We start from the raw sequence: 24,518 nt of genomic DNA, 5'->3' as shown, positions 1-24,518 counted from the left end.
TCATGAAACGCACCCTCCTCATGCTCGCCATGCTCGCCCTGGCCGCATGCAACACCCCCGCACGGATTCCCGCACCGGACAGCGACACCGTGGACAGCGGCAAGCGTGCCCTGGAAGAACTCGCCAGGCTACCGCCGGCGATGGAGCGGGTGCGCGTCGGGGACACCCTGCGGATCGTCCGCGATGCCGGGGAGATGCCGACCCTCTCGGCGTTCAACGTCGCCACCATCTATGAACTGACGCTGTACACCGTGCTCAACGACGGCAGCATCTACTATCCGTTCATCGGTCGCATCCAGGCCGCGCACCGCACGCCGCAGGAAATCGCCAACGAGCTGACCACCAAGCTCGCGCCGATCTACCGCGAGCCGCGGGTCACGGTGAACATCAACCAGGCGCCGGGCAATACGGTGTTCGTCGGCGGCGCGGTGCGCAACCCGTCGGCCGTGCCGATCCCCGCCGCCAACAACATGGAGCAGGCGATCCTCGGCGCCGGCGGCATCCTGCCGGTGGGCGACGCCCGCCGCGTGGCGCTCATGCGCGAGGACTCGGAAGGCCGCTACCACGCCTACTTCCTCGACTTCAGCCAGTTGATGAAGATCGGGCCGGAAGGCCGCAAGCCCCTGGCCATGCAGCGTGGCGACATCGTCTTCGTGCCCAAGTCGATGGTCGGCGACCGTATCGAGGGCGTCGACGTCTACCTGAACCAGTTGCTGCCCTTCGCCAAGTCCATCGGCGTCGGCGTCAGCTACACCGTCAACAACGATCGCTGAGGAGCGACATCGCCATGATAGAAATTCGTTCCTTGCGTGATCTGTTGCGCCTGCTGTTCATCTACCAGCGCGAGTTCAAGCTGGCGGCCCTCAGCGCGGTGGTGATCATCGTCCTCGGCGCCTTCCTGCTGCCGGCCAAGTACGAGTCCAACGCACGCCTGCTGGTCAAGCCGGGCCGTGACTCGACCCTGCCGATCGAGATCAGCAACCGCCAGGCGCTGGTGATGCCGAGCACCCAGCGCGACCCTATCGTCGACGAAGAACGCCTGCTCACCGGCCGGCCGATCGTCCGTCAGGTGGCCGAGCGCTACCTCGAGGTGCTGGCCAACCGGCCGCCGCCGGAGGGCCTGTGGAAGCGCACCAAGTTCTATGTGAAGAAGGCCATCGGCGCGGTGTTCGACGGGATTCGCGTGACCCTGGAAACCTTCGGCGTGATCGAGGAAACCACCGCGGTCGAGCGCCTGGCCAAGGACCTCGAGAAGAAATTCGAGGTCACCCATGCGGCCGGCTCGACGGTGATGGAGATCAGCTTCACCTGGAGCGAGCCGGAAGTCGCCCAGGAAGTGGTCAAGGCCTGGATCGAGATCTACATGGAAGAGCGCACCCAGGCGCTCGGCCGCAAGAGCCTGTACGCCTTCTACGAGGCGCAGACTGCCGACAGCGCGGCGCAGATCAAGAGCTACAAGGCGCAGATCCTCAAGCACCTCAACGAGATCGGCGCATCCAGCATCGAGGACCGCCTGCAGGACCTGTCCGAGCGGATCAACGTGCTGCGCGGCGAGCGTTTCAACTCGATCCGCCTGATCGCCTCCTCCGACAGCGCCCTGGAATCCACCCGCCAGCAACTCAAGGGGCTGCCCAGGGAGATCGTCACGGTGCGGCAGATCGCGCTGAACCCGGCGCAGCAGGACCTGCGCCGGCTGCTCAACCAGAAGCGCCTGGAACGCGCCGACATGATGCGCACCTACACCGACGATGCGCCGCCAGTGAAGGCCCTGGACGCCTCGATCCGTGCCCTGGAGAAGGAAGTCCAGGACGAAGGCGCCACCGTGCAGAGTTCCGAGGACCGCGCGCCGAACACCCTGACCACTCACCTGGAACGGGTCCTGCTGGACGAGACCAGCAACAACGCGGCCCTGCGCACCCAGCTCGCGGAGCAGGAAAAGCAGCTCGCCGAACTCGAGGCGCAACGGCGCGAAGCGCTGGACATCGAGCCGACCCTGGCGCGCCTGCAGCGCGAGCTGAACGCCACCGAGCGCAACTACGCGCTGTACGTCGACAGCCTGGAGAAATCGCGGATCGACCGTGAACTGGACAAGAGCCAGATCAGCAACATCTCGGTGATCGAGGAAGCCACCTACAACCCCGGGCGGATCTTCCCGAAAACCCTGCTGATGCTGTTCCTCGCCGTGCCCTTCGGCCTCGCCGTCGGCCTGCTGGTGGTCTATCTCTGCTACCTGCTCGACCAGCGCATCCACGACGGCGGCCTGGTCGAGGAGAAATTCGGCCTGCCGCTGTGGACCACCCTGCCGGAGCTGAGCAACAGCACCGCGGAGAGCAGCAACGCCTTCACCGCCAGCATCTACCGGCTGTACGGGCTGCTGCCCTACGCGCGCATCGAGGAAAAGGGCCTGACCCTGGGCCTGACCTCGGCGCGCCACGGTGAAGGCGTGACCTTCATCATCGAGCAACTGCGCCGCCTGCTGGAGGAAAACGGCGTGCGCGTGCGGATCGGCGGCGAACCGGCCCAGCCGGGTGAAGTGGTATTGCTCGACGCGCCGGCCCTGCTGGACAGCCGCGAGGCCTTCATCGCCCTGCGCCGCGCCGACCTGATCGCCCTGGTGGTAGAGGCGCAGAAGAGCACCGTGCCGGTGGTCGAGCATGCGCTGACCATCCTCACCACGGCGTTCGGCAAGGTCGACGGGATCATCATCAACCGGCGCCGCTTCGAGGTGCCGAGCAAGGTCCTGCAGACCATCGCCCGCTACCGGAGCGCGTTCTGATGCGGATCGCCCTCCTCGCGCCCCTGCCGCCGGAAAAGAATGGCATCGCCGACTACGCCAGTCATTTCCGCAACGCCCTGCAGGGTCTCGGCATCGAAGTAGCCACGCCGCTCGCCGGCGTGGCGGCCGACAGCGCGAATATCGCCAGCCGGCTGGACAGCGTCGACTGGAACGGCTTCGACCTGGTCCATGCCGAACTCGGCGGCGGCCGCCTGGGCGAGTTCATCGCCCTGCGCGAGCTGCGCAAGCGCTTCCCGCGCCTGCCGCTGAGCGCCACGGTACACGATCCGGAGCGCATGGTCTGGCGCCGCGAGCGCCTGCCCTGGCCGCTGAACCTGCTGGAACGCCTGCCCTCTCCCCTGCCCCAGGCCGCCGTGGTGCTCGCCGACCCGCTGACCCTGCGCGAAGAACGTGCCGTGGCCCAGGGCCTGACGCGCCTGGTGACCCTCACCGGCCTGGGCGGCGAGTGCCTGGCCCGGCGGATGCGCCTGCCGCCCGGGCGGGTCGAGGTGATCAACCACGGCAACCTGGAGATCGCCACGGTGCCGCTGCCGTCGCTGGACACCCTGCGCCTGCTGTACTTCGGATTCATCTATCGCGGCAAAGGCATCGAGGACCTGCTCGAGGCCCTCGCCGACCTGTTCGCCAGCGCGCCGGAGATGCGCCAGCGCGTGCGCCTGACCCTGGCCGGCGGCACCGCCGCGGAAATGGCCTTCGGCGCCGGCGGCAACTACCTCGACCAGTTGAAGGCACAGATCGCCGAGCTTGGCCTGGCCGACGCCATCGACTGGAACCTGAACCTGGCCGCCGCGGACATCCCGCGTACCATCCAGGCCCACCACGTGATGGTCCTGCCGTACCGCGAGTCGAAGAAACTCGGTCTGCTCGGCCAGCAGCGCGGCACCAGCGGCGCCCTGTCCTGGGCGGCAGCCTGCGGGCGCGGCGCGATCACCTCGGACGCTCGCGCCTTCGCCGAGGAAGTCGCCAGCGGCAACGGCGCCATCTACCCTCAGGGAGACGTGGCAGCCCTCTCCGAACAGTTGTTGAACCTCGCTCGCGAACCCCGCCTGGCACAGGCCTGGGCCGAGCGCGCCGGAGCGATCGGCCATGCGCGGACCTGGCCGCGCACCGCGCTGCGCTTCCAGGCACTGTTCAACGACATGGTGGGAACCGTTCATGGCACGTAAGGGACTCTATCTGGGCGGCAGCGCGCTGCTGCTCGCCGTGGTACTGCTGCTGGTGTTCTGGGGGCGTCCCGCCGACGCCGAGATCCAGGTACTGAAGGCGCCTCGCGCGGTGGTCTGGAAAGACTTCCTCGGGGTCAACGCGCAGTTCCTCTGGTTCAGCCCGGAGCGTTACAACAAGCAGATCGACCGCCTGCAGGACCTGGGGCTGGAGTGGGTGCGCCTGGACCTGCACTGGGACCGCCTGGAAACCGCCGAGGACCAGTACCAGCTGGCCTCCCTCGACCAGTTGGTCAAGGATCTCGAGGCGCGCCAGCTGAAGTCGGTGTTCTACCTGGTCGGCTCGGCCCGCTTCATCACCACCGCGCCGTTCTACTCGCCCTTCCAGGACCAGTATCCGCCGCGCGACCCGGAAGTCTTCGCCCGGCGCATGGCGATGCTCTCGCAGCGCTACCCGAGCGTGGCCGCCTGGCAGGTATGGAACGAGCCCAACCTGATCGGCTTCTGGCGGCCCAAGGCCGACCCGGAAGGCTACGCCAAGCTGCTCCAGGCCAGCACCATCGCCCTGCGCATGGTCGACCCGGAGAAGCCGGTGGTTTCCGCCGGCATGGCCTTCTTCAGCGAGATGCCCGACGGCCGCACCATGTTCGACGCCCTCGGCCACCTGGGCGTGGAGAGCCTCGGCACCATCGCCACCTACCACCCCTATACCCAGTTGCCGGAAGGCAACTACCCGTGGAACCTGGACTTCGTCTCCCACGCCAACCAGATCAACCGCGCCCTGCGCAACGCCGGCGTGCCGGCGATCTGGAGCACCGAGTGGGGCTGGTCGGCCTACAAGGGGCCGAAGGAGTTGCAGGACATCATTGGCGTCGAAGGCCAGGCCGACTACGTGCTGCGTCGCCTGGCGCTGATGAGTGCGCTGGACTACGACCGGATCTTCCTCTTCACCCTCAGCGATCTCGACCAGCGCGCCAGCGTGCGCGACCGCGACTACGGCCTGCTCGACCTGGACGCCAACCCCAAGCCGGTCTACCTGGCCCTGCAACGCTTCCTCAAGGTCACCGGGCCGAAGCTGCGCCCGGCCGACCCGCCGGTCACCGAGAACCTGCCCGACGGTTCCTTCAGCATCGGCTGGACCCGCGAGGACGGTCGCAACGTCTGGCTGTTCTGGTCGGCCCGCGGCGGCAACGTGCGCCTACCGAAGCTCAAGGAGGCCACCCTGCACGATCCGCTCAGCGGCAAGGTCACGCCCTTGAGCGGCAGCGACGGCCTGGAAGTCCCGGTGAAGTCCAGCCTGCAGATGCTGGTCTGGGAGTGAAGCCACCCATGCGTATTCTCTGGATCCTGCCCTACTCGCCCTGGCCCACCACCAGCGGCGGCAAGACCCGCCAGTACCACCTGCTGCGCAGCCTCGCGGCACGCGGCCACCGGATCACCGTGCTGCTGCACAGCAAGCAGCCGGTGAGCGCCGAGGACCGCCAGGCCCTGGAGCCCTTCCTCGAACGCCTGGTCGTGCTGCCGCGCCGACCGCTGCGCAGCCTCTCCACGCTGCTCGCCGCGCTGTTCGCGCCCTACCCGCTGCTGGCCAGCGTCAACGGCCTGTCGCCGGAGCTGCAACGCACCGCCACGGAGTTGCTGCGCGAGCCCTGGGACGTGGTCCAGGTCGAGCACAGCTATAGCTTCCAGCCCTACGAGCGACCGCTGCGCGACGCCGGCCAGCCGTTCGTGCTCACCGAGCACAACGTCGAGTCGTCCCTCGGTGCCGCCACCTACGACCGCCTGCCGGGCTGGGCGCTGCCCTTCGTGCGCTACGACCAGTGGCGTTACCGCCGCTGGGAACGCCGGGTGATGAGCCAGGCGGCAGCGGTCGTCGCCGTGACCGAGAAAGATGCGCGGCAGCTCGGCGCGATGCTCGGGCGCCCGGTGCCAGTGGTGGTCAACGGGGTCGACTGCGAGCACTTCGCCGCCGCCCGGCCGACGCCCGAAGCGCAGCGCGTGCTGTTCCTCGGCAACTACGAATACGCACCGAACGTCGATGCCGTGGAATGGATGCTCGACGAGATCCTGCCGCGGGTCTGGGCACACTGCCCCGAGGCGCGCATGAGCGTCTGCGGCTATGCGCTGCCGGCGGAGTGGGCGCAACGCTGGAGCGATCCGCGCATCGAATGGCAAGGCTTCGTTCCCGACCTGCTGCAACTGCAATCGAGCAGTTCGGTGTTCCTCGCCGCGCTGCGCCATGGCGGCGGTTCGAAGCTGAAGGTGCTCGAGGCCCTGGCCGCCGGGCTGCCGCTGGCGAGTACCGCGCAGGGCGTTTCCGGCCTGGAACTGCGGGACGGCGAGGACTACCTCGGCGGCGAATCCGCCGAGCAGCTCGCCAACGCCGTGGTGCGCCTGTTGCAGGACCCGGCGCAGGCCCGCGCGCTGGGCGAGAACGGCCGCGCCTACGTACGTCGCGCGCACGACTGGAGCGTCGCCGCCAGCCAACTGGAACAGGTCTACGCCGGCCTCGCCGAAGGAGCGCCGGCATGCGCATAGGACTCGACTACCGCACCGTCGGCAGCTCGCCGCACTCGGGCATCAGCCGCCAGGTCTATGCCATGGAGCAGGCCCTGGAAAGCCTACCCGGCACGCAGGTGACCCGCTTCACCGTGGCCCCTCTCGACGACCCGCTGCGCCAGCGGGCGGTCTGCCCGCCGTGGGGCTGCCCGCGCACCGCGATGCACCAGCCGCACCAGCGCCTGCGCTTCGAAGCCGGGTTCCTCCCACGCGCCTTGCGCGAACAGGACATCGACCTGTACATCAGCACCTTCAACATGGGCCTGCCGCTACCGCCGCGTCCGCCGGGCGTGCGCTATGCGCTGCTGATCCACGATCTGTTCCAGATCACCCTGAAGAACTACCACGCCAACCGCCTCAAGGCACTGGTCTATCGGATCAGCGACTACCTGTCGATCGCCTATGCGCTGCGTGTCGCCGACCGTGTCTGGACCCCTTCGCAGTACAGCGCCGACGAGGCTGTGCGGCTGTTTCCCGGGGTCGCCGGGAAAGTCCGGGTGCTGCCCAACCAGGTCGACGGCTTCGCCGGCGAACCCGCCGACCTCTCGGCACGCGGCCTGCCGCCACGCTACTGGCTGCTGGTGGGTACCCGCGAACTGCGCAAGAACGTGCCCTGGTTCGTCAGTGCCTGGACCCGGGCGCGCGCCCAGGCGCCCGGCGTGCCGCCGCTGGTGCTGGTCGGCAGCCTCGACCACCTGCCCGAGGAACAACGCGGCTTGCCCGGCCTGCACGCGCTCGGCAGGCTCGACGACGCCGAACTGCACGCGCTGTACCGCCAGGCCGAGCGGCTCTGGCAACCGTCCTACGCGGAAGGCTTCGGCCTGCCGGTGGTCGAGGCGCTGAGCGTCGGCACGCCGGTGGCGGTGGCCAGCGGCACCTCGCTGGACGAAGTCACCCCGCCGTCGGCGCCGCGCTTCTCGCCCAGCGACGGCGCCGCCCTGGAACGCCTGATGCTGCGCCTGGCCGATGCGCCGCGCGAAGCCTCGGCGGAAGAACTCATCGCCTGGGCCGCGCGCTTCAACCGCGAAGCCTACCGGCAACGGCTGGCCGCACTGATCGAGGAACTGAGTTGAGAATGTCGTTGGGAAACCTCGTCGCTGTCGTCTTCGGCCTGGCCTTCGGCGGAGCGCTGCTGATGCTCAGCCCGGCCAAGGCCGGCGCCGCCATGGTCGGCCTGGCGGCCGCGGTCACCATCCTGCGCTTTCCATTCTGGGGACTGCTGCTGTTCGCCCTGGTGGCGACCTTCATGCCCTACTCCACGGTCAACGTGGGGATCCGTTCGACGGTCAGCGAAGCGATTCTCGCCCTGACCTGGGGCGCGGTGCTCTGGCACATCTTCCTCTCGCGCCTGCCGCCGGCGCCGGCACTGCGCTACCGCTCCACCGAGCGCATGCTGCTGTGGCTGATGCTGTTCACCGTGCTGCCGTTCGTGGTCGGCCAGGTCAGCATCAAGGCCGAGGCCAGCGGCCTGTCGAACTGGCTGCGCTGGTTGCTCAACCTGTCCATCGTGTTCCTCGCCGGACGCCTGCTGGTGGAGCGCAAGAACCGCGAGACACTGGTCATCGCCCTGCTGCTGGGCACCCTGGCGATGCTGCTGATGTCCATCGCGGTGTTCATCCGCTACCGCTCGGCGTCGGGGATGGCGCCGATCCTGGCGATGTTCAACTACGCCAACCTGGACACCCTCAAGTTCGGCCTGGAGGCGCTTTCCTCGCGAATGGGCTCGCCATGGATGCACCCCAACGCCACCGGCGGGATCATGGCCCTGCTGCTGCCCCTGGCGTTCTGCTACGGGGTCGCCAACCAGGGCTGGCGGCGTGGCCTGGGCCTCGCCGTGGCGGTCCTCGGCGCCGCCGCGATCCTCCTCGCCAGTTCCCGCGGGGCGATGCTCAGCCTGGCGGTGGTGCTGTTCTGGATGTCCCTGCGCAAGGTGCCCTACACCGGCCGCCTGCTGTTGCTCGGGGTCGGCCTGGTGGTGGTCCTGGTGCTCAGCTACCCGCCGTTGCAGGAACGCCTGGCGACCATCTTCTCGCCGCAGAACGCCAGTACCGAGGTGCGCTTCGACGAATACCGGATGTTCCCCAAGGCCGTCGCCCGCTATCCGCTGGGAATCGGCTTCAAGGTCGACCCGCCGGTGCCGGGCACCGACCTCCTGGGCATCTCCAACCTGTGGCTGAACTTCATGTACAAGGTCGGCCTCGGCGGCATGCTGCTGTTCATCGCGGTGACCTGGCGCTGGTGGCGCGAAGCCCGTCCGGAGAAAGGCCCGATCCGCCTGACCCGCGACAACGCGATCTGGCTGGGCAGCACAGGCGGCATCCTGGCGGCGCTGGTCAGCGGCCTGTTCGACCACTACTTCAGCTTCGCCGTGGTGATGATCGGCCTGTTCTGGCTGCTGGTCGGGATCAACCTGCTGGAAGCCCGCCGGCTGTTCCCGGAACGCCAGCCGCAACCGCGGGCGGTGGGTTATCGCAAGCTCAAGCGACAGCTCGAGCGCGGGGCCGAGGCCTGAGATGCTCGGCTCCGCCTTCTGGCTGACCCTGGCCACCCTGCTCGGCCTGTGCCTGGGCTTCGCCCGCGAATGGCTGCTGGTGGCCTCCTGGGGCGCCGGCGAGCGCAGCGACGCCTTCCTCATCGCCCTGTTCCTGCCCGAGGCCCTGCGCATGTCGCTGGCCGGCGGCGTGCTCAGCGCGGCGGCCCTGCCACTGTTCCTCGAACGCCAGGGCGAACGTCGCCTCGACTGGCTGGCGGCGATCCTCCCGGCGCTGCTCGGTATCGCCGTGGCGCTCAGCCTCCTGCTGCTGGCGGCGGCGCCCTGGCTGGTGCGCTTGCTCGGCCCGGGCCTGGCCGAGACGGCCAGCGCCCAGGCCGCGGCCAACTTGCGGATCCTCGCCTGGTGCGTGCCGGGGCTGATGCTCCATGCGCTGTTCAGCATCCCCCTGCAGGCCGCCGAGCGTTTCGTCCTGGCTGGGCTCGGCTCGCTGCTGTTCAACCTGCCGCCGGTGCTCTACCTGGCCTTGCACGGCCAGGCCAGCCAGCCCGAACAACTGGCCCTGGCCTGCCTGCTCGGCAGCCTGCTGATGCCGCTGGTGCTGCTGCCTTCGCTATGGATCGAGGGCTGGCGGCCCTGGCACTGGCGCCTGTCCGGCGTCGAACTGGGCGAGCTTGGCGGGCGCATCGCTCCGCTGTTGCTGAGCAACGCCGCCAGCCAGGGCCTGGCGCTGGTCGAGCGGCTGGTGGCGTCGCTGCTCGGCGAAGGCGCGGTGACCTGGGTCAACCTGGCGCGCAAGCTGATGAACCTGCCGCTGATCGCCCTGATGAGCCTCAACCAGGTGTTGCTCGGCATGATGAGCCGACGCCAGGGTGGCGAGCGCCTGGCCCTGCTTCGCCGCGGCCTGGAGACCGCCAGCCTGCTGACCCTGCCGGCCGGGGTCGGGCTGGTCGCTGCCGCACCCGGCCTGGTGGCCCTGTTGCTGCCGCGGCAGACCGCCGGCTCGCCGTTGCCGGCGCTGCTGGCCTGGTTCGCCGTGCCACTGGTGTTCGGCGCCTGGAATGCCTTACTGGCGCGTTACGCCTACGCCGCCGGCGATACTCGCCTGCCGCTGCGCTGCGAGCTGCTCGGCAGCGCGCTGAACGCCGCGCTGCTGGCGGTCCTGCCGTTGATTTTCGGACTGCCGGGGATTCCCCTCGCGGCCCTTGGCGGGGTGCTCTGCACCGCGCTGCTGCTGATGCGTCGCCAGGCCCTGCTCGGCGCCCTGCCCTGGGCCCGGCTGTGGCTACTGAACGCCCTGGCCATGGCGCTCGCCGCCGGCCTGCTGTTCCGCATCGACGGTATCTGGCTGCAATTGGGCCTGGGCACCGTCGCCGGCTGCCTGGCGCTGCTCGGCATGGCGCTCTGGCTGCGGCCCTGGCGCACCGATTGACCCATGGCTCCGGGTAGGGAGCCTGGCCCTGGGGGCCTTCGAACAACCACTGTGAGTTAGCGCGTCAAGCGGGAGTTGCAAAGTGAAAAAACGCTGGATTCAGATGGATGTGACCCGCGGCGTGGGCATCCTGATCATCGTCTTCGGGCACAGCTGGTTCGTCGCCAGTTCGCCGACCGTGCTCTATCCGTTGCTCTCTCCGTTCATCCTGCCACTGTTCTTCTTCATTTCCGGGGTGTTCTTCAGGACCGAGCAACCCTTCGGCGAGATGGCCCTGCGCAAGGCCGACGCCCTGCTCAAGCCGTTCTTCGTGACCATGCTCGGCTACGTCATCCTCCGCGACCTGCTGCGCGGCCAGCCGCTGCTGCCGGACATCGGCGGAGTGCTGTACGCCTCGGTCGACACCCTGCCCTGGCAGGCGCTCTGGTACCTGCCGCACTTCTGGGTAGCGACCCTGTTCGCCTGGTTCATGCTGCGCGTCATCCAGCGTCTCGGCCTGTCCCTCGCCGCCAGTTGCGTGCTGCTGGCCGTGCAACTGGGCCTGGGCATCCTGTTCCTCAAGACGTTCTGGCAGATCCCGGTGGAGTTCGGCGGCGAACAGTACCTGCTGCCGGGCCTGCCGTTCAGCCTGGACATCACCCTGATCAGCAGCGCCCACTTCATGTTCGGCTATGTCCTGCGCGACGTCCTGCGTCGCCACCAGAGTTCGTTGCTGACCCTGTGCATCGCCCTTGCCGTGACCACCGCCAGCTTCCTCTACTACCCGACGGTGGTGGACATGGCGCAGCGCCGCTACGACCACTGGTTCTGGGCCACCGTCCAGGCGGTGAGCGGCGTCTACCTGTGCTGGGCGCTGTCCGGGCTGATGATGAAGATCGACTGGCTGGGCAAGGCGATGACCTACATCGGCCAGTCGACCCTGATCCTGCTGATCTTCCACGGCGAGATCCAGCACAAGACCTTCAACCTGCTGGTCCACCTGGGTCTGTCGGAACCGGCCGCTGCCAGCGTCGCCCTGGTGATCTCGGTGATCGTCTCGCTGCTGATCGGCGAAGTGATCAAGCGCGTCGCGCTGCTGCGCGCCCTCTACTTCCCCTTCCCGGTGCGCAAGAAGGCCGCCGCGGTCCAGGGCGGCGGCGAAGCGCGCTGACGCCCTCGGCCCGGTGCGCCTGCGCCGGGCCTTTCCCCTCCCGTCTCCCTTTTCCCTAACGGGCGGCCGACCTCGCTTCGACCTGGCCGATGATCGCCCGCTCCTTTCGCTGAGCGGGTTGGTACGCGGGCATTGCCTCCCTAGAATATGGAACATCGTTCCGAAATCTTGAAAAAGGGAGAAGCCATGACCTCTGCGGCCGTCGAGACCACCCCGCTAACCTGTGACGTGCTGGTCGTCGGCTCCGGCGCCGCCGGGCTGGCGGCGGCGGTGACCGCGGCCTGGCACGGGCGCCGGGTAGTCCTGGTGGAGAAGGACCCGGTGTTCGGCGGCGCCAGCGCCTGGTCCGGCGGCTGGGCCTGGTTGCCGCGCAACCCGCTGGCGCGTCGCGCCGGTATCGAGGAGGACATCGAGCAACCGCGTACCTACCTGCGCCACGAACTGGGCGAGCGTTACGACGCCGCGCGGATCGACGCCTTCCTCGAAGCCTGCCCGCACATGGTGGCCTTCTTCGAGCGCCACACCCACCTGCGGTTCGTCGACGGCAACGGCATCCCGGACATGCATGGCGACACGCCGGGCGCCGCCGAGGGCGGCCACCAGTTGGTCGCCGCGCCCTATGACGCACGGCAACTGGGCCCGCTGCTGCCGCGCCTGCGCAAGACCCTGCGGGAGACCTCGTTCATGGGCATGCCGATCATGGCCGGCGCCGACCTCGCCGCCTTCCTCGACCTGACCCGCTCGCTGCCGGCCTTCCTGCATGTCGCCCGGCGCTTTTCCAGCCACCTCTGGCACCTGCTGCGCTACGGTCGCGCCATGCACCTGGTCAATGGCGTGGCCCTGGTAGCGCGCCTGGCCAAGTCCGCCGAAGCCCTGGGTGTGCGCCTGATCGAATCGGCGCCAGCCCGCGAACTGCTGCTGCGTGACGGCAAGGTGGTCGGCGCGCTGGTCGAGAGCGCCGAGGGACTCCTGCGCATCGAGGCAGGCGCCGTGGTCCTGGCCTGCGGCGGCTTTCCCCATGATCCGCAGCGCCGCGCCGAGCTGGCCCCCACCCTGGACACCCTGCTGCCGCTGCCGCCGCCGGGCTGCAACGGCGACGGCTTGCGCCTGGGGGAAAGCGCCGGCGGCCGGGTGGCCGACGACCTGCGCTCGCCGATCGCCTGGGCGCCGGTCTCGCGAGTTCCCCACGGCGATGGCGAGACCGGGCACTTCCCGCACATCATCGAGCGCGGCAAGCCCGGGCTGATCGGCGTGCTGGCCAACGGCAGGCGCTTCGTCAATGAGGCGCACGGTTACCACGACTATGTCGCCGCCCTGCTCGAGGCCACCCCGCCCGGGCAGCCGGCACGCTCCTGGCTGGTCTGCGACCGGCGCTTCCTGCGTCGCTACGGCCTCGGCTACGTGCGTCCGGCGCCGCTGCCGATCGCCGCGCACCTGCGCAGCGGCTATCTCAAGCGCGGGACCAGCCTGGATCAGTTGGCAAGGAGCTGCGGCATCGACCCGTCCGGCCTGGCCGCCACCGTCACCGAATACAACCGCCACGCCCGCGAGGGCCGCGACCCAGAGTTCGGCCGCGGCGGCACGGCATTCAACCGCAAGCAGGGCGACCCGGCGTATCCGGGGCCGAATCCCTGCGTCGCCCCCATCGAACGCGGACCGTACTACGCGGTGCAGGTCGAGCCCGGCTGCTTCGGCACCTTCGCCGGGCTGAAGACCGACGCCCAGGCCCGCGTGCTGGACGGCGGCGGCCAGCCGATCCCCGGCCTGTACGCGGCGGGCGCGGACATGGCGAGCCTGTTCGCCGGCCACTATCCCTCCGGCGGCATCAACCTGGGGCCGGCGCTGACCTTCGGCTACATCGCCGGCCGCCATATCGCCGGCGCCCTCGGCTACGAGCAGGAGCAAGCGCAGCGCGGTTGAACGTTCCAGCGGGCGCAGCGGCCTAAACAGGCAAGCTTTCCTTCGGAACCCAAGCATGAGCGCAGCGCCACCGGATATCCCCGCCCTGCCCGCCGGCCTCTGCTACGTCGACGACCGCCAGCCGGGCATCCGTCGACGCCGGCAGGGCAAGCGCTTCGTCTATTTCGATGCCGACGGCCAGCGCATCGGCGACGCCGAGGAGATCCGCCGGCTGGACAAGCTGGCCATTCCGCCGGCCTATCGCGAGGTCTGGATCTGTCCCGACCCCAACGGCCATCTCCAGGCCACCGGCCGCGACGCCCGTGGGCGCAAGCAGTACCGCTACCACCCGCGCTGGCGCGAGGTACGCGATGCCGACAAGTACGAGCGCCTGCTGCGCTTCGGCCAGGCGCTGCCGCGGCTGCGCCGGCACATCGACGCCCAGTTGCGCCTGCCCGGCCTCGGTCGCGACAAGGTGGTGGCCCTGGCGGTTGCGCTGCTCGACGCCACCCTGATCCGCGTCGGCAACCACCGCTACGCCCGCGACAACCGCTCCTACGGCCTGACCACCCTGCGTACCCGGCACGTGGACGTGAACGGCAGTCGCATCCGGTTCCGCTTCAAGGGCAAGAGCGGCATCGAGCACGACGTCAGCCTGGAGCATCCGCGCCTGGCGCGGGTGCTGCGGCGCTGCCTGGAATTGCCCGGCCAGGACCTGTTGCAGTACCTGGACGAGGACGGCCAGCCGCACCGCATCGGCTCCCACGACATCAATGAGTACCTGCGCCGGCATACCGGCGAGGATTTCAGCGCCAAGGACTACCGTACCTGGGCCGGCAGCGCGCTGGCGCTGGAGCGCCTGCGGCGTGCCGAAGCCGACGGGCTTGGCGCGGTGGTGGCGGAGGTCGCCGCCGAATTGGGCAACAGCGTGGCGATCTGCCGGCAATGCTACATCCACCCGGCGATCATCGAGGCCTACCAGGCCGGGCAACTGGGCCAGCTCAGGCGCGCCCGCAAGCGCCGCTGGCTGAGTGCCGAGGAAGCGACCCTGCTGGCCTTCCTCGACACGCCCGGCTGATCAGTTGCCCGGGTGCGGATCGATGCCGTGCCGGCGCAGCAGGCCGAGCAGGCGGCCAATCTCGGTCTGGCAGGCTTCCAGTTCCTTGCGCAGGGTGTGTTCGCGGCGCTGCTGCTCCAGCTTCACGCGTTCGAGTTCGGCGCGCGCCTCACGGCGGATCTGCCGCTCGCGCTCCTTGTCGGAATGCTCGGCGCCGAGGGCCTCTTCGGCCTTGCGCGCGCGGTATTCGCGCATCCGCTGGGCGGCCGACTTGGCCTTGCCGCTCGGCTTGGGCCCGGGTTTGCTGGCTTTCATGAACGCCTCCATCTGCGTAACGTTACGCAATCAGAATAGCGTAACGTTACACAGATAGACAGGGTCTATGCTTAGAGCGGCGGGGCCGAGCGCAGCATCACCGACTTCAGCGCGAAGGCCGACTTGATGCCAGCCACGCCGGGAATGCAGGTCAGGGTATTGGTGAGGAACGCCTGGTAGGCGGCGAGATCCTTGACCACAACCCGCAGCATGTAGTCCGCATCGCCGGTCATCTGGAAACAGCTCATGACCTGCGGCGCATCGACGATGCGTTCCTCGAAGCGAGCGAGGTAGTCGCCGGTCTGCTTTTCCAGGGACACCGAGACGAACACGCTCATCGCCCCGGACAGGCGCTCCTCGTCGAGCCGGGCGAAGTAGCCCTGGATGTAGTGTTCCTCTTCCAGGCGGCGTACCCGGCGCAGCGTCGGCGTCAGCGACAGGCCGACCTTCTGGGCGAGATCGCGCCAGCTCAGGCGGCCGTCGTCGGCCAGGGCACGGAGGATTTTCAGGTCGATGCGGTCGAGTTCAGCCATGGTGCGTTGTTTCTCTTGTTAGCGATTCTTGTAGTTCAAACAACCCAATACTGCCGGAATACCTTAGTCAATTTGGAGCAAAAAACTAGCACCCGAAGCCTATACTGAAATTACAAAAACAAAACCCGAGGGCCTCACCATGAGTGACGTCACCCAGTACGACCGCGCCTGCCGTACCCCGGCATGCCTGCAACCCGCCCCCACCCACAGGACGGGAACCCGCCATCCGCCCAGTCCGCCGCTTCGAGCGCCGTTCGCCCGTTTCTGATCTCTCCAACCGTTTGGCCCGGACCGGGCCGGAGGCCTGTCATGAGTGATTACGAGCCGTTGCGTCTGCATGTCCCGGAGCCCACCGGGCGTCCTGGCTGCAAGACCGACTTTTCCTATCTGCACCTGTCCCCCGCCGGCGAGGTACGCAAGCCGCCGGTGGATGTCGAGCCCGCCGAGACCAGCGACCTGGCCTACAGCCTGGTACGTGTGCTCGACGACGACGGCCACGCCGTCGGTCCCTGGAATCCGCAGCTCAGCAACGAACAACTGCTGCGCGGCATGCGGGCGATGCTCAAGACCCGCCTGTTCGACGCGCGCATGCTCACCGCGCAACGGCAGAAAAAGCTTTCCTTCTATATGCAATGCCTCGGCGAGGAAGCCATCGCCACCGCCCACACCCTGGCCCTGCGCGACGGCGACATGTGCTTCCCGACCTATCGCCAGCAAGGCATCCTGATCACCCGCGAATACCCGCTGGTGGACATGATCTGCCAGCTTCTCTCCAACGAGGCCGACCCGCTCAAGGGCCGCCAGCTACCGATCATGTACTCGAGCAAGGAGGCCGGTTTCTTCTCCATCTCCGGCAACCTCGCCACCCAGTTCATCCAGGCGGTCGGCTGGGGCATGGCCTCGGCGATCAAGGGCGACACGCGCATCGCCTCGGCCTGGATCGGCGACGGCGCTACCGCCGAGTCGGACTTCCACACCGCCCTCACCTTCGCCCATGTCTACCGCGCGCCGGTAATCCTCAACGTGGTCAACAACCAGTGGGCGATCTCCACCTTCCAGGCCATCGCCGGCGGCGAAGGCACCACCTTCGCCAACCGGGGCGTGGGCTGCGGGATCGCCTCGCTGCGGGTCGACGGCAATGACTTCCTGGCGGTCTACGCCGCCTCCGAGTGGGCCGCCGAGCGCGCCCGGCGCAACCTCGGGCCGAGCCTGATCGAATGGGTCACCTACCGCGCCGGCCCGCACTCGACTTCGGACGACCCGTCCAAGTACCGCCCCGCCGACGACTGGACCAACTTCCCGCTGGGCGACCCGATCGCCCGCCTGAAGCGGCACATGATCGGCCTCGGCATCTGGTCGGAGGAACAGCACGAAGCCACCCACAAGGCCCTCGAAGCCGAAGTGCTGGCCGCGCAGAAACAGGCGGAGAGCCATGGCACCCTGATCGACGGCCGGGTGCCGAGCGCCGCCAGCATGTTCGAGGACGTCTATGCAGAACTGCCGGAGCACCTGCGCCGGCAACGCCAGGAGCTCGGGGTATGAATGCCATGAACCCGCAACACGAGAACGCCCAGACGGTCACCAGCATGACCATGATCCAGGCGCTGCGCTCGGCGATGGACATCATGCTCGAGCGCGACGACGACGTGGTGGTATTCGGCCAGGACGTCGGCTACTTCGGCGGCGTGTTCCGCTGCACCGAAGGCCTGCAGAAGAAATACGGCACCTCGCGGGTGTTCGATGCGCCGATCTCCGAGAGCGGCATCATCGGCGCCGCGGTCGGCATGGGCGCCTACGGCCTGCGCCCGGTGGTGGAGATCCAGTTCGCCGACTACGTCTACCCGGCCTCCGACCAGTTGATCTCCGAGGCGGCGCGCCTGCGCTATCGCTCGGCCGGCGACTTCATCGTGCCGATGACCGTACGCATGCCCTGTGGCGGCGGCATCTACGGCGGGCAAACGCACAGCCAGAGCCCGGAGGCGATGTTCACCCAGGTCTGCGGCCTGCGCACGGTGATGCCGTCCAACCCCTACGACGCCAAGGGCCTGCTGATCGCCTGCATCGAGAACGACGACCCGGTGATCTTCCTCGAGCCCAAGCGCCTCTACAACGGCCCGTTCGATGGCCACCACGACCGCCCGGTGACGCCCTGGTCCAAGCATCCGGCCAGCCAGGTGCCGGACGGCTACTACAAGGTGCCGCTGGACAAGGCGGCGATCGTCCGCCCCGGCGCGGCGCTGACCGTGCTGACCTACGGCACCATGGTCTACGTGGCCCAGGCCGCGGCCGACGAGACCGGCCTGGACGCCGAGATCATCGACCTGCGCAGCCTCTGGCCGCTGGACCTGGAAACCATCGTCGCCTCGGTGAAGAAGACCGGCCGCTGCGTCATCGCCCACGAGGCGACCCGCACCTGCGGGTTCGGCGCCGAGCTGATGTCGCTGGTGCAGGAGCACTGCTTCCACCACCTGGAGGCGCCGATCGAGCGCGTCACCGGTTGGGACACCCCCTACCCGCATGCCCAGGAGTGGGCGTATTTCCCCGGCCCCGCGCGCGTCGGCGCGGCATTCAAGCGTGTGATGGAGGTCTGAATGGGTACCCATGTGATCAAGATGCCGGACATCGGGGAAGGCATCGCCGAGGTCGAACTGGTGGAGTGGCATGTCCAGGTCGGCGACTCGGTCAATGAAGACCAGGTCCTCGCCGAGGTGATGACCGACAAGGCCACGGTGGAGATTCCCTCGCCGGTGGCCGGACGCATCCTCGCCCTCGGCGGCCAGCCGGGCCAGGTGATGGCGGTGGGCGGCGAACTGATCCGCCTGGAGGTGGAAGGTGCCGGCAACCTCGCCGAGAGTCCGGCCGCGGCGACGCCGGCCGCGCCCGTCGCCGCCACCCCGGAGAAACCGAAGGAAGCCCCGGTCGCGGCGCCGAAAGCCGCCGCCGAAGCGCCGCGCGCCTTGCGCGACAGCGAGGCGCCACGGCAGCGGCGCCAGCCCGGCGAACGCCCGCTGGCCTCCCCCGCGGTGCGCCAGCGCGCCCGCGACCTGGGCATCGAGTTGCAGTTCGTGCAGGGCCGCGGTCCCGCCGGACGCGTCCTCCACGAGGACCTCGATGCCTACCTGACCCAGGATGGCAGCGTCGCGCGCAGCGGCGCCGCCGCGCAGGGGTATGCCGAGCGACACGACGAACAGGCGGTGCCGGTGATCGGCCTGCGTCGCAAGATCGCCCAGAAGATGCAGGACGCCAAGCGACGCATCCCGCATTTCAGCTATGTCGAGGAAATCGACGTCACCGATCTGGAAGCCCTGCGCGCCCATCTCAACCAGAAATGGGGTGGCCAGCGCGGCAAGCTGACCCTGCTGCCGTTCCTGGTCCGCGCCATGGTCGTGGCGCTGCGCGACTTCCCGCAGTTGAACGCGCGCTACGACGACGAGGCCGAGGTGGTCACCCGCTACGGCGCGGTGCACGTCGGCATCGCCACCCAGAGCGACAACGGCCTGATGGTGCCGGTGCTGCGCCACGCCGAATCGCGCGACCTCTGGGGCAACGCCAGCGAAGTGGCGCGCCTGGCCGAAGCCGCGCGCAGCGGCAAGGCGCAACGCCAGGAGCTGTCCGGCTCGACCATCACCCTGAGCAGCCTCGGCGTGCTCGGCGGGATCGTCAGCACACCGGTGATCAACCATCCGGAGGTGGCCATCGTCGGCGTCAACCGCATCGTCGAGCGACCGATGGTGGTCGGCGGCAACATCGTCGTGCGCAAGATGATGAACCTCTCCTCCTCCTTCGACCACCGGGTGGTCGACGGGATGGACGCGGCGGCCTTCATCCAGGCCGTGCGCGGCCTGCTCGAACATCCCGCCACCCTGTTCCTGGAGTAAGCGATGAGCCAGATCCTGAAGACTTCCCTGCTGATCGTCGGCGGCGGTCCCGGCGGCTACGTCGCGGCGATCCGTGCCGGGCAACTGGGCATTCCCACCGTACTGGTGGAGGGCGCCGCCCTCGGCGGCACCTGCCTGAACGTCGGCTGCATCCCGTCGAAGGCGCTGATCCACGCCGCCGAGGAATACCTCAAGGCCCGCCACTATGCCGGCCGGTCGGCGCTGGGCATCCAGGTACAGGCGCCGAGCATCGACATCGCCCGCACCGTGGAATGGAAGGACGCCATCGTCGACCGCCTCACCAGCGGCGTCGCCGCGCTGCTGAAGAAACACGGGGTCGATGTCGTCCAGGGCTGGGCGAGGATCCTCGACGGCAAAAGCGTGGCGGTCGAACTCGCCGGCGGCGGCAGCCAGCGCATCGAGTGCGAGCACCTGCTGCTGGCCGCCGGCTCGCAGAGCGTCGAGCTACCGATCCTGCCGCTGGGCGGCAAGGTGATCTCCTCCACCGAGGCGCTGGCGCCCGGCAGCCTGCCCAAGCGCCTGGTGGTGGTCGGCGGCGGCTACATCGGCCTGGAGCTGGGTACCGCCTACCGCAAGCTCGGCGTCGAGGTGGCGGTGGTGGAAGCGCAACCACGCATCCTGCCGGGCTACGACGAAGAACTGACCAAGCCGGTGGCCCAGGCCTTGCGCAAGCTGGGCGTCGAGCTGTACCTCGGGCACAGCCTGCTGGGCCCGAGCGAGAACGGCGTGCGGGTCCGCGACGGCGCCGGCGAGGAGCGCGAGATCGCCGCCGACCAGGTACTGGTGGCGGTCGGCCGCAAGCCGCGCAGCGAAGGCTGGAACCTGGAAAGCCTGGGCCTGGACATGAACGGCCGGGCGGTGAAGGTCGACGACCAGTGCCGCACCTCGATGCGCAATGTCTGGGCCATCGGCGATCTCGCCGGCGAGCCGATGCTCGCGCACCGGGCCATGGCCCAGGGCGAGATGGTCGCCGAGCTGATCGCCGGCAAGCGTCGCCAGTTCGCCCCGGTGGCGATCCCCGCGGTGTGCTTCACCGATCCGGAAGTGGTGGTCGCCGGGTTGTCCCCGGAGCAGGCGAAGGATGCCGGCCTGGACTGCCTGGTGGCGAGCTTCCCGTTCGCCGCCAACGGCCGCGCCATGACCCTGGAGGCCAACGAAGGCTTCGTCCGCGTGGTGGCGCGTCGCGACAACCACCTGGTCGTCGGCTGGCAGGCGGTGGGCAAGGCGGTCTCGGAACTGTCCACGGCCTTCGCCCAGTCGCTGGAGATGGGCGCCCGCCTGGAAGACATCGCCGGCACCATCCACGCCCATCCGACCCTCGGCGAAGCGGTCCAGGAAGCCGCCCTGCGCGCGCTGGGACACGCCCTGCACATCTGATTCCCGCGAACCTCGGTAGCCGGCCAACCACCGGCGCACATTACCCCCTTGCCCGTCGGGCAAGGGGGCTTTTTTCGTGGCCGCGAACCGGGTCGTCAGCAGGTATCACCGCCCTGCGCGATCCCCCGCCCCTCACTCCGTCTCCAGCAACCCATGCCGCAAGCTCCCCGCCGCCAGGCGCTGGCGAATATCCTCGTCGATCCGCGGATCGTCCGGGCGGTACAGGCGCACCTGGCGGTAGGCGTTGATCCGGTTGATTTCCGCACCGAGGTACTCCCAGACCACCCGGCTGCATGCCGGGGTCCGCCGGTCACCGCTGGAAACGCCCATCTTCAGGCCGTTCAGGCGGGTGATACGGCTCTTGAAACTGGGAATGAGGATGGTCTGGCTCATCTCGTTGAGGGTCAGCGACTCGTAGTCGATCAGGAACACCCGGTCCTGCAACTGGAAGGCCGCGCCGAGATAGCGGCAACGCGCCCACTCCTCCGCCTGCACGTCGGTACTGCTGGTGCGCTCCTGGCGTTCCTGGCGCTCGAAGAGGAACACGCCGTCCTCCTCGTAGAGATGCACCAGGGAGAGCAGGATGCTGCCTGGCACCGACATGCAGTTGGCATATTCGAAGTAGTAGCCGCAGTAGCGGCCCAGGTCGCCGGCCTCGGCGCGCAGCGGTTGCAGCAGCCGCAACAGCGGGTCGTTGCTGGGCTGGCGCGGCTGGGCGCTGGTGCGGGCGCCGATCAGGCGGGCGAACTGCTCGGGCGGCAAGCCCAGCTCGTAGTCCTCGACGCCGAAGAAGTCGCCGATCCGCTTGCGGTTGTACGGCGTCGGCTGGCTCTGGCCGCTGAGGTACTTGTTGAACTGTGCGCGATTGATCGCCAATTGCCGGCAAACCTCGGAAATCGAGCGGTAATGGCTGCAAAGCAGCTTGAGATTGGCGCCCAGGTGCTCGGACATCGATGGCTCCAAAACTGATGCTATGGACGCGATTCTAGCATCAGGTCGCATCAAGCAGGAGCAACCCGCGAAATTGTAACCAGGTGCGTCATGGCCAACCATGCGCCGCGCACCAAGGCGCTGCCGCAGCGCACGCCGGTACCAGAATAAGAACCGAGGTAGACCTCCATGCTTGAAATGCTCAACGATTTCCTTTCCGGAAAAGTCCTCATCGTCCTGATCGTCGGCCTGGGTGCCTACTTCACGATCCGTTCGCGTTTCGTCCAGTTCCGCCACTTCGGCCACATGTTCGGCGTATTCAGGGAATCGCTGCGCGGCCAGGCCGGCCAGCTCAGTTCCTTCCAGGCCCTGATGCTGAGCCTCGCCGGCCGGGTCGGCGCCGGCAACATCGCCGGGGTCGGCATCGCCGTGACCCTCGGCGGTCCGGGGGCGGTGTTCTGGATGTGGGTCACCGCGCTGGTCGGCATGTCCAGCAGCTTCTTCGAATGCACCCTGGCCCAGGTCTACAAGCGCAGCGACGGCGACGGCCTGTATCGCGGCGGCCCGTCCTACTACATCCAGCACGGCCTGAAGCTGCGCTCGATGGCGGTGGTCTTCGCGGTACTCCTGCTGGTGACCTACGGCTTCGCCTTCAACGGCCTGCAGTCCTACACCGTCACCCATTCGCTGCAGAACGCCTTCGGCTTCGCCCCGCAGCACACCGGGATCGCCCTGGCGGTGCTGCTCGGCGTGGTCTTCATCGGCGGCATCAAGCGCATCGCCGCGGTCTCCGACCTGCTGGTGCCGATCAAGACCCTGGCCTACATCGGCGTCACCCTGTACGTCATCGCCAGCCAGATCGAGCACGTCCCGGCAATGCTGGAAACCATCGTCAAGAGCGCCTTCGGCCTAGACCCGGCGTTCGGCGGCCTGCTCGGCAGCGCCATCGTGATGGGCGTCAAGCGTGGCGTCTTCGCCAACGAGGCCGGCCTGGGCAGCGCGCCGAACGTCGCCGCGGTCGCCGCCGTGCGCCATCCGGCGGCACAGGGCGTGGTCCAGGCCTTCAGCGTGTTCCTCGACACCTTCGTGATCTGCACCTGCACCGCCCTGCTGATCCTGCTCTCGGGCTTCTACACCCCGGGCTTCGAAGGCGACGGCATCGTCCTCACCCAGAACTCCCTGGCCGCGGTGGTCGGCGACTGGGGCCGGGTGTTCGTCAGCGTGGCCCTGTCGCTGTTCGTCTTCACCTGCATCCTCTACAACTTCTACCTGGGCGAGAACAGCCTACAGTTCCTCAGCCGCAACCGCCTGGTGCTGATCGGCTACCGCGCGCTGGTGCTGGCCCTGGTGGTCTGGGGCTCGGTGCAGGACCTGTCCACCGTGTTCGCCTTCGCCGACATCACCATGACCTGCCTGGCCTTCGTCAACCTGATGGCCCTGGCCCTGCTGTTCAAGGTCGGCCTGCGGGTGATGCGCGACTATGACGTGCAGCGCCGCGCCGGGATCAAGCAACCGGTGTTCGACTCGGCGCAGTTCGCCGACCTCGACCTGGACCGCGAAGCCTGGCCCGCCGGCCAGCGCGCCGAGCCCCCGGCGCAGGCGGACGCCGAGCCGCTGCCGAGCGGCAATCGCTGAGTCTCGCGCAGGCGCCCTCCCCCCGGAGCGGCGCCTGCGCCACAATGGTGTCCCCTCTTCGCACGTCCGGCGCGAAAAGGCCCGACACAAGGATTACGGATGCTCCCAGTCAAGAACCTCTTCGTGCTCTACACCGGCGGCACCATCGGCATGCTGCAGACCCCTCAGGGACTGGCTCCGGCCGGTGGCTTCGAAGCGCGCATGCGCGACCACCTGCAAAGCCTCGGCGACGCCCCGGACCTGCGCTGGCGCTTCGCCGAACTGCAACCGCCGCTGGACAGCGCCAACATGACCCAGGGCAACTGGCTGGCGATGCGCGACGCCATCGTCGCCGCGCTCGACGCCGGCCACGACGGCGTGCTGCTCCTGCACGGCACCGACACCCTGGCCTACAGCGCCGCGGCGCTGTCCTTCCTGCTCCTCGACCTGCCGATCCCGGTGCTGCTGACCGGCTCCATGCTGCCGGCCGGCGCGCCGGGCAGCGATGCCTGGGACAACCTGGTCGGCGCCCTGCGCGTCCTCCAGGAGGGCCACGCGCGCGGCGTACAGGTCTATTTCAACGATGCCCTGCTGCACGGCGCGCGAGTCAGCAAGCTGCGCAGCGACGCGTTCGACGCCTTCGCCGAACTGCCGCGACCGCGCCACGCCGAGCATGCGCCGGCGCCCGCGGCGCTCGGCTACCGCCAGCCGCGCCGGGAAGTGAACCTCGCCGTGCTGCCGCTCTATCCAGGGCTGCGCGCCGCGCACCTGCGCGGGCTGCTCGACAGCGGCGTGGAAGCGCTGCTGCTGGAATGCTATGGCAGCGGCACCGGCCCGTCCGACGACGAGGAGCTGCTGGCGCTGCTGCGCGAAGCCCACGCCCGCGGCGTGCTGCTCGCCGCGGTCAGCCAGTGCGCCTACGGCCAGGTCGAGTTCGGCGTCTACGCCGCCGGCAGCCGCCTGCGCGACGCCGGCCTGCTCTCGGCTGGCGGAATGACCCGCGAGGCGGCCCTGGGCAAGCTCTTCGGCCTGCTCGGCGCCGGCCTCGGACGCGACGAAGCGCAACGCTGGTTCGCCCTCGACCTGTGCGGCGAGAACGCCGACTGACCGCCCTGCGGCCGCCCGCCGGCGGCCGCTTCCTTCAGCCCTCCCCGCGATACGCGACAACGCCGGCGGCCCGCCCGTGCCCGGCGCCCATCGTCAAGCTTCAGCGAACAGTGTTTCCGGCCTTCCCCGGTTTATCCCCCGGCGGCGAGTCCACAGGATGTCGCCTTCCGCTGCCGGCCCCGCCGGCATCCGCCC

At 68.7% G+C, this 24,518-nt stretch carries 20 protein-coding genes; 17 read left to right on the top strand and 3 right to left on the bottom strand.

The genetic code is table 11. The annotated features are described in order from the left end of the window. The first annotated feature begins 2 nt into the window (after positions 1–2). The 11 genes from LJF27_RS23010 (at position 3) to LJF27_RS22960 (ending at position 14,569) form a co-directional block, all read left to right on the top strand. Positions 3–773, top strand: coding sequence for a polysaccharide biosynthesis/export family protein (locus tag LJF27_RS23010; protein WP_003089227.1), 771 nt, complete (start codon positions 3–5; stop codon positions 771–773). Between the two features lie 14 nt (positions 774–787). Next, the gene (locus LJF27_RS23005) at positions 788–2,776 is read left to right on the top strand and encodes a GumC family protein (protein ID WP_003113719.1); all 1,989 of its coding nucleotides are present in this window, start codon (positions 788–790) and stop codon (positions 2,774–2,776) included. After that, entirely contained in the window at positions 2,776–3,963 is a 1,188-nt protein-coding gene (locus tag LJF27_RS23000) for a glycosyltransferase family 4 protein (protein WP_003158941.1), read from the top strand. Before LJF27_RS23005 ends, LJF27_RS23000 begins: the two co-directional genes overlap by 1 nt. After that, positions 3,953–5,281, top strand: coding sequence for a cellulase family glycosylhydrolase (locus LJF27_RS22995; protein WP_003117345.1), 1,329 nt, complete (start codon positions 3,953–3,955; stop codon positions 5,279–5,281). The genes LJF27_RS23000 and LJF27_RS22995 overlap by 11 nt, the downstream gene beginning before the upstream one ends. Before the next feature lie 8 nt (positions 5,282–5,289). Further along, entirely contained in the window at positions 5,290–6,498 is a 1,209-nt protein-coding gene (locus LJF27_RS22990) for a glycosyltransferase family 4 protein (protein WP_023116852.1), read from the top strand. Then, complete coding sequence (locus tag LJF27_RS22985) at positions 6,489–7,592, top strand: glycosyltransferase family 4 protein (RefSeq protein WP_023116853.1); 1,104 nt, start codon at positions 6,489–6,491, stop codon at positions 7,590–7,592. The genes LJF27_RS22990 and LJF27_RS22985 overlap by 10 nt, the downstream gene beginning before the upstream one ends. 2 nt (positions 7,593–7,594) lie before the next feature. Further along, the gene (locus tag LJF27_RS22980) at positions 7,595–9,031 is read left to right on the top strand and encodes a biofilm formation protein PslJ (protein WP_003089234.1); all 1,437 of its coding nucleotides are present in this window, start codon (positions 7,595–7,597) and stop codon (positions 9,029–9,031) included. Between the two features lies 1 nt (position 9,032). Continuing rightward, positions 9,033–10,442, top strand: a complete 1,410-nt coding sequence (locus tag LJF27_RS22975) for a lipid II flippase MurJ (RefSeq protein ID WP_023116854.1) — start codon at positions 9,033–9,035, stop codon at positions 10,440–10,442. A gap of 82 nt (positions 10,443–10,524) precedes the next feature. After that, entirely contained in the window at positions 10,525–11,592 is a 1,068-nt protein-coding gene (locus LJF27_RS22970; protein WP_003089238.1) for an acyltransferase family protein, read from the top strand. Positions 11,593–11,778: 186 nt separating this feature from the next. Continuing rightward, a complete protein-coding gene (locus LJF27_RS22965; RefSeq protein WP_023116855.1) occupies positions 11,779–13,512 on the top strand; it encodes an FAD-dependent oxidoreductase in 1,734 nt (577 codons plus the stop codon). A 55-nt stretch (positions 13,513–13,567) separates the two neighbouring features. Next, positions 13,568–14,569: a DNA topoisomerase IB gene (locus LJF27_RS22960; RefSeq protein ID WP_003113726.1), complete on the top strand. Its 1,002-nt coding sequence runs from the start codon at positions 13,568–13,570 to the stop codon at positions 14,567–14,569. Here LJF27_RS22960 and LJF27_RS22955 read toward each other — a convergent pair whose 3' ends face one another. Continuing rightward, positions 14,570–14,863 (bottom strand): inner centromere protein, encoded by a 294-nt coding sequence (locus LJF27_RS22955; RefSeq protein ID WP_003113727.1) that lies wholly within the window; start codon positions 14,861–14,863, stop codon positions 14,570–14,572. 71 nt (positions 14,864–14,934) lie between these two features. After that, positions 14,935–15,396 carry an Lrp/AsnC family transcriptional regulator gene (locus LJF27_RS22950; protein ID WP_003089245.1) on the bottom strand — a complete coding sequence of 154 codons (462 nt, stop codon included), beginning with the start codon at positions 15,394–15,396 and terminating at the stop codon, positions 14,935–14,937. A gap of 309 nt (positions 15,397–15,705) precedes the next feature. Between LJF27_RS22950 and LJF27_RS22945 the strand changes: the two genes are divergently transcribed. From LJF27_RS22945 to lpdA, 4 genes are read left to right on the top strand one after another with little or no spacing between them, the layout of a single operon-like run. After that, on the top strand, positions 15,706–16,938 hold the full coding sequence (locus tag LJF27_RS22945; RefSeq protein ID WP_003111886.1) for a 3-methyl-2-oxobutanoate dehydrogenase (2-methylpropanoyl-transferring) subunit alpha: 1,233 nt from the start codon (positions 15,706–15,708) through the stop codon (positions 16,936–16,938). Beyond that, positions 16,935–17,987 (top strand): alpha-ketoacid dehydrogenase subunit beta, encoded by a 1,053-nt coding sequence (locus LJF27_RS22940; protein ID WP_003089248.1) that lies wholly within the window; start codon positions 16,935–16,937, stop codon positions 17,985–17,987. Before LJF27_RS22945 ends, LJF27_RS22940 begins: the two co-directional genes overlap by 4 nt. Beyond that, on the top strand, positions 17,988–19,274 hold the full coding sequence (locus LJF27_RS22935) for a dihydrolipoamide acetyltransferase family protein (protein ID WP_023116856.1): 1,287 nt from the start codon (positions 17,988–17,990) through the stop codon (positions 19,272–19,274). A 3-nt stretch (positions 19,275–19,277) separates the two neighbouring features. Then, entirely contained in the window at positions 19,278–20,672 is a 1,395-nt protein-coding gene (lpdA, locus tag LJF27_RS22930) for a dihydrolipoyl dehydrogenase (RefSeq protein ID WP_003120146.1), read from the top strand. Positions 20,673–20,804: 132 nt separating this feature from the next. On the opposite strand, the gene LJF27_RS22925 is transcribed toward lpdA, so the two are convergent. After that, entirely contained in the window at positions 20,805–21,623 is an 819-nt protein-coding gene (locus tag LJF27_RS22925) for a transcriptional regulator (protein ID WP_003117809.1), read from the bottom strand. Positions 21,624–21,791: 168 nt separating this feature from the next. On the opposite strand from LJF27_RS22925, the gene LJF27_RS22920 reads away from it, so the two are divergent. Both LJF27_RS22920 and LJF27_RS22915 read left to right on the top strand, forming a co-directional pair. Continuing rightward, entirely contained in the window at positions 21,792–23,237 is a 1,446-nt protein-coding gene (locus LJF27_RS22920; protein WP_003113731.1) for an alanine/glycine:cation symporter family protein, read from the top strand. A gap of 99 nt (positions 23,238–23,336) precedes the next feature. Further along, positions 23,337–24,323 (top strand): asparaginase, encoded by a 987-nt coding sequence (locus LJF27_RS22915; protein WP_003120144.1) that lies wholly within the window; start codon positions 23,337–23,339, stop codon positions 24,321–24,323. Positions 24,324–24,518: the final 195 nt, after the last annotated feature.

Source organism: Pseudomonas sp. 203-8 (genome assembly GCF_020708595.1).
Classification (GTDB): Bacteria; Pseudomonadota; Gammaproteobacteria; order Pseudomonadales; family Pseudomonadaceae; genus Pseudomonas; species Pseudomonas aeruginosa.
The sequence above is the reverse complement of the archived record's forward strand: the minus strand, read 5'-3'. Positions and strand labels throughout refer to the sequence as shown.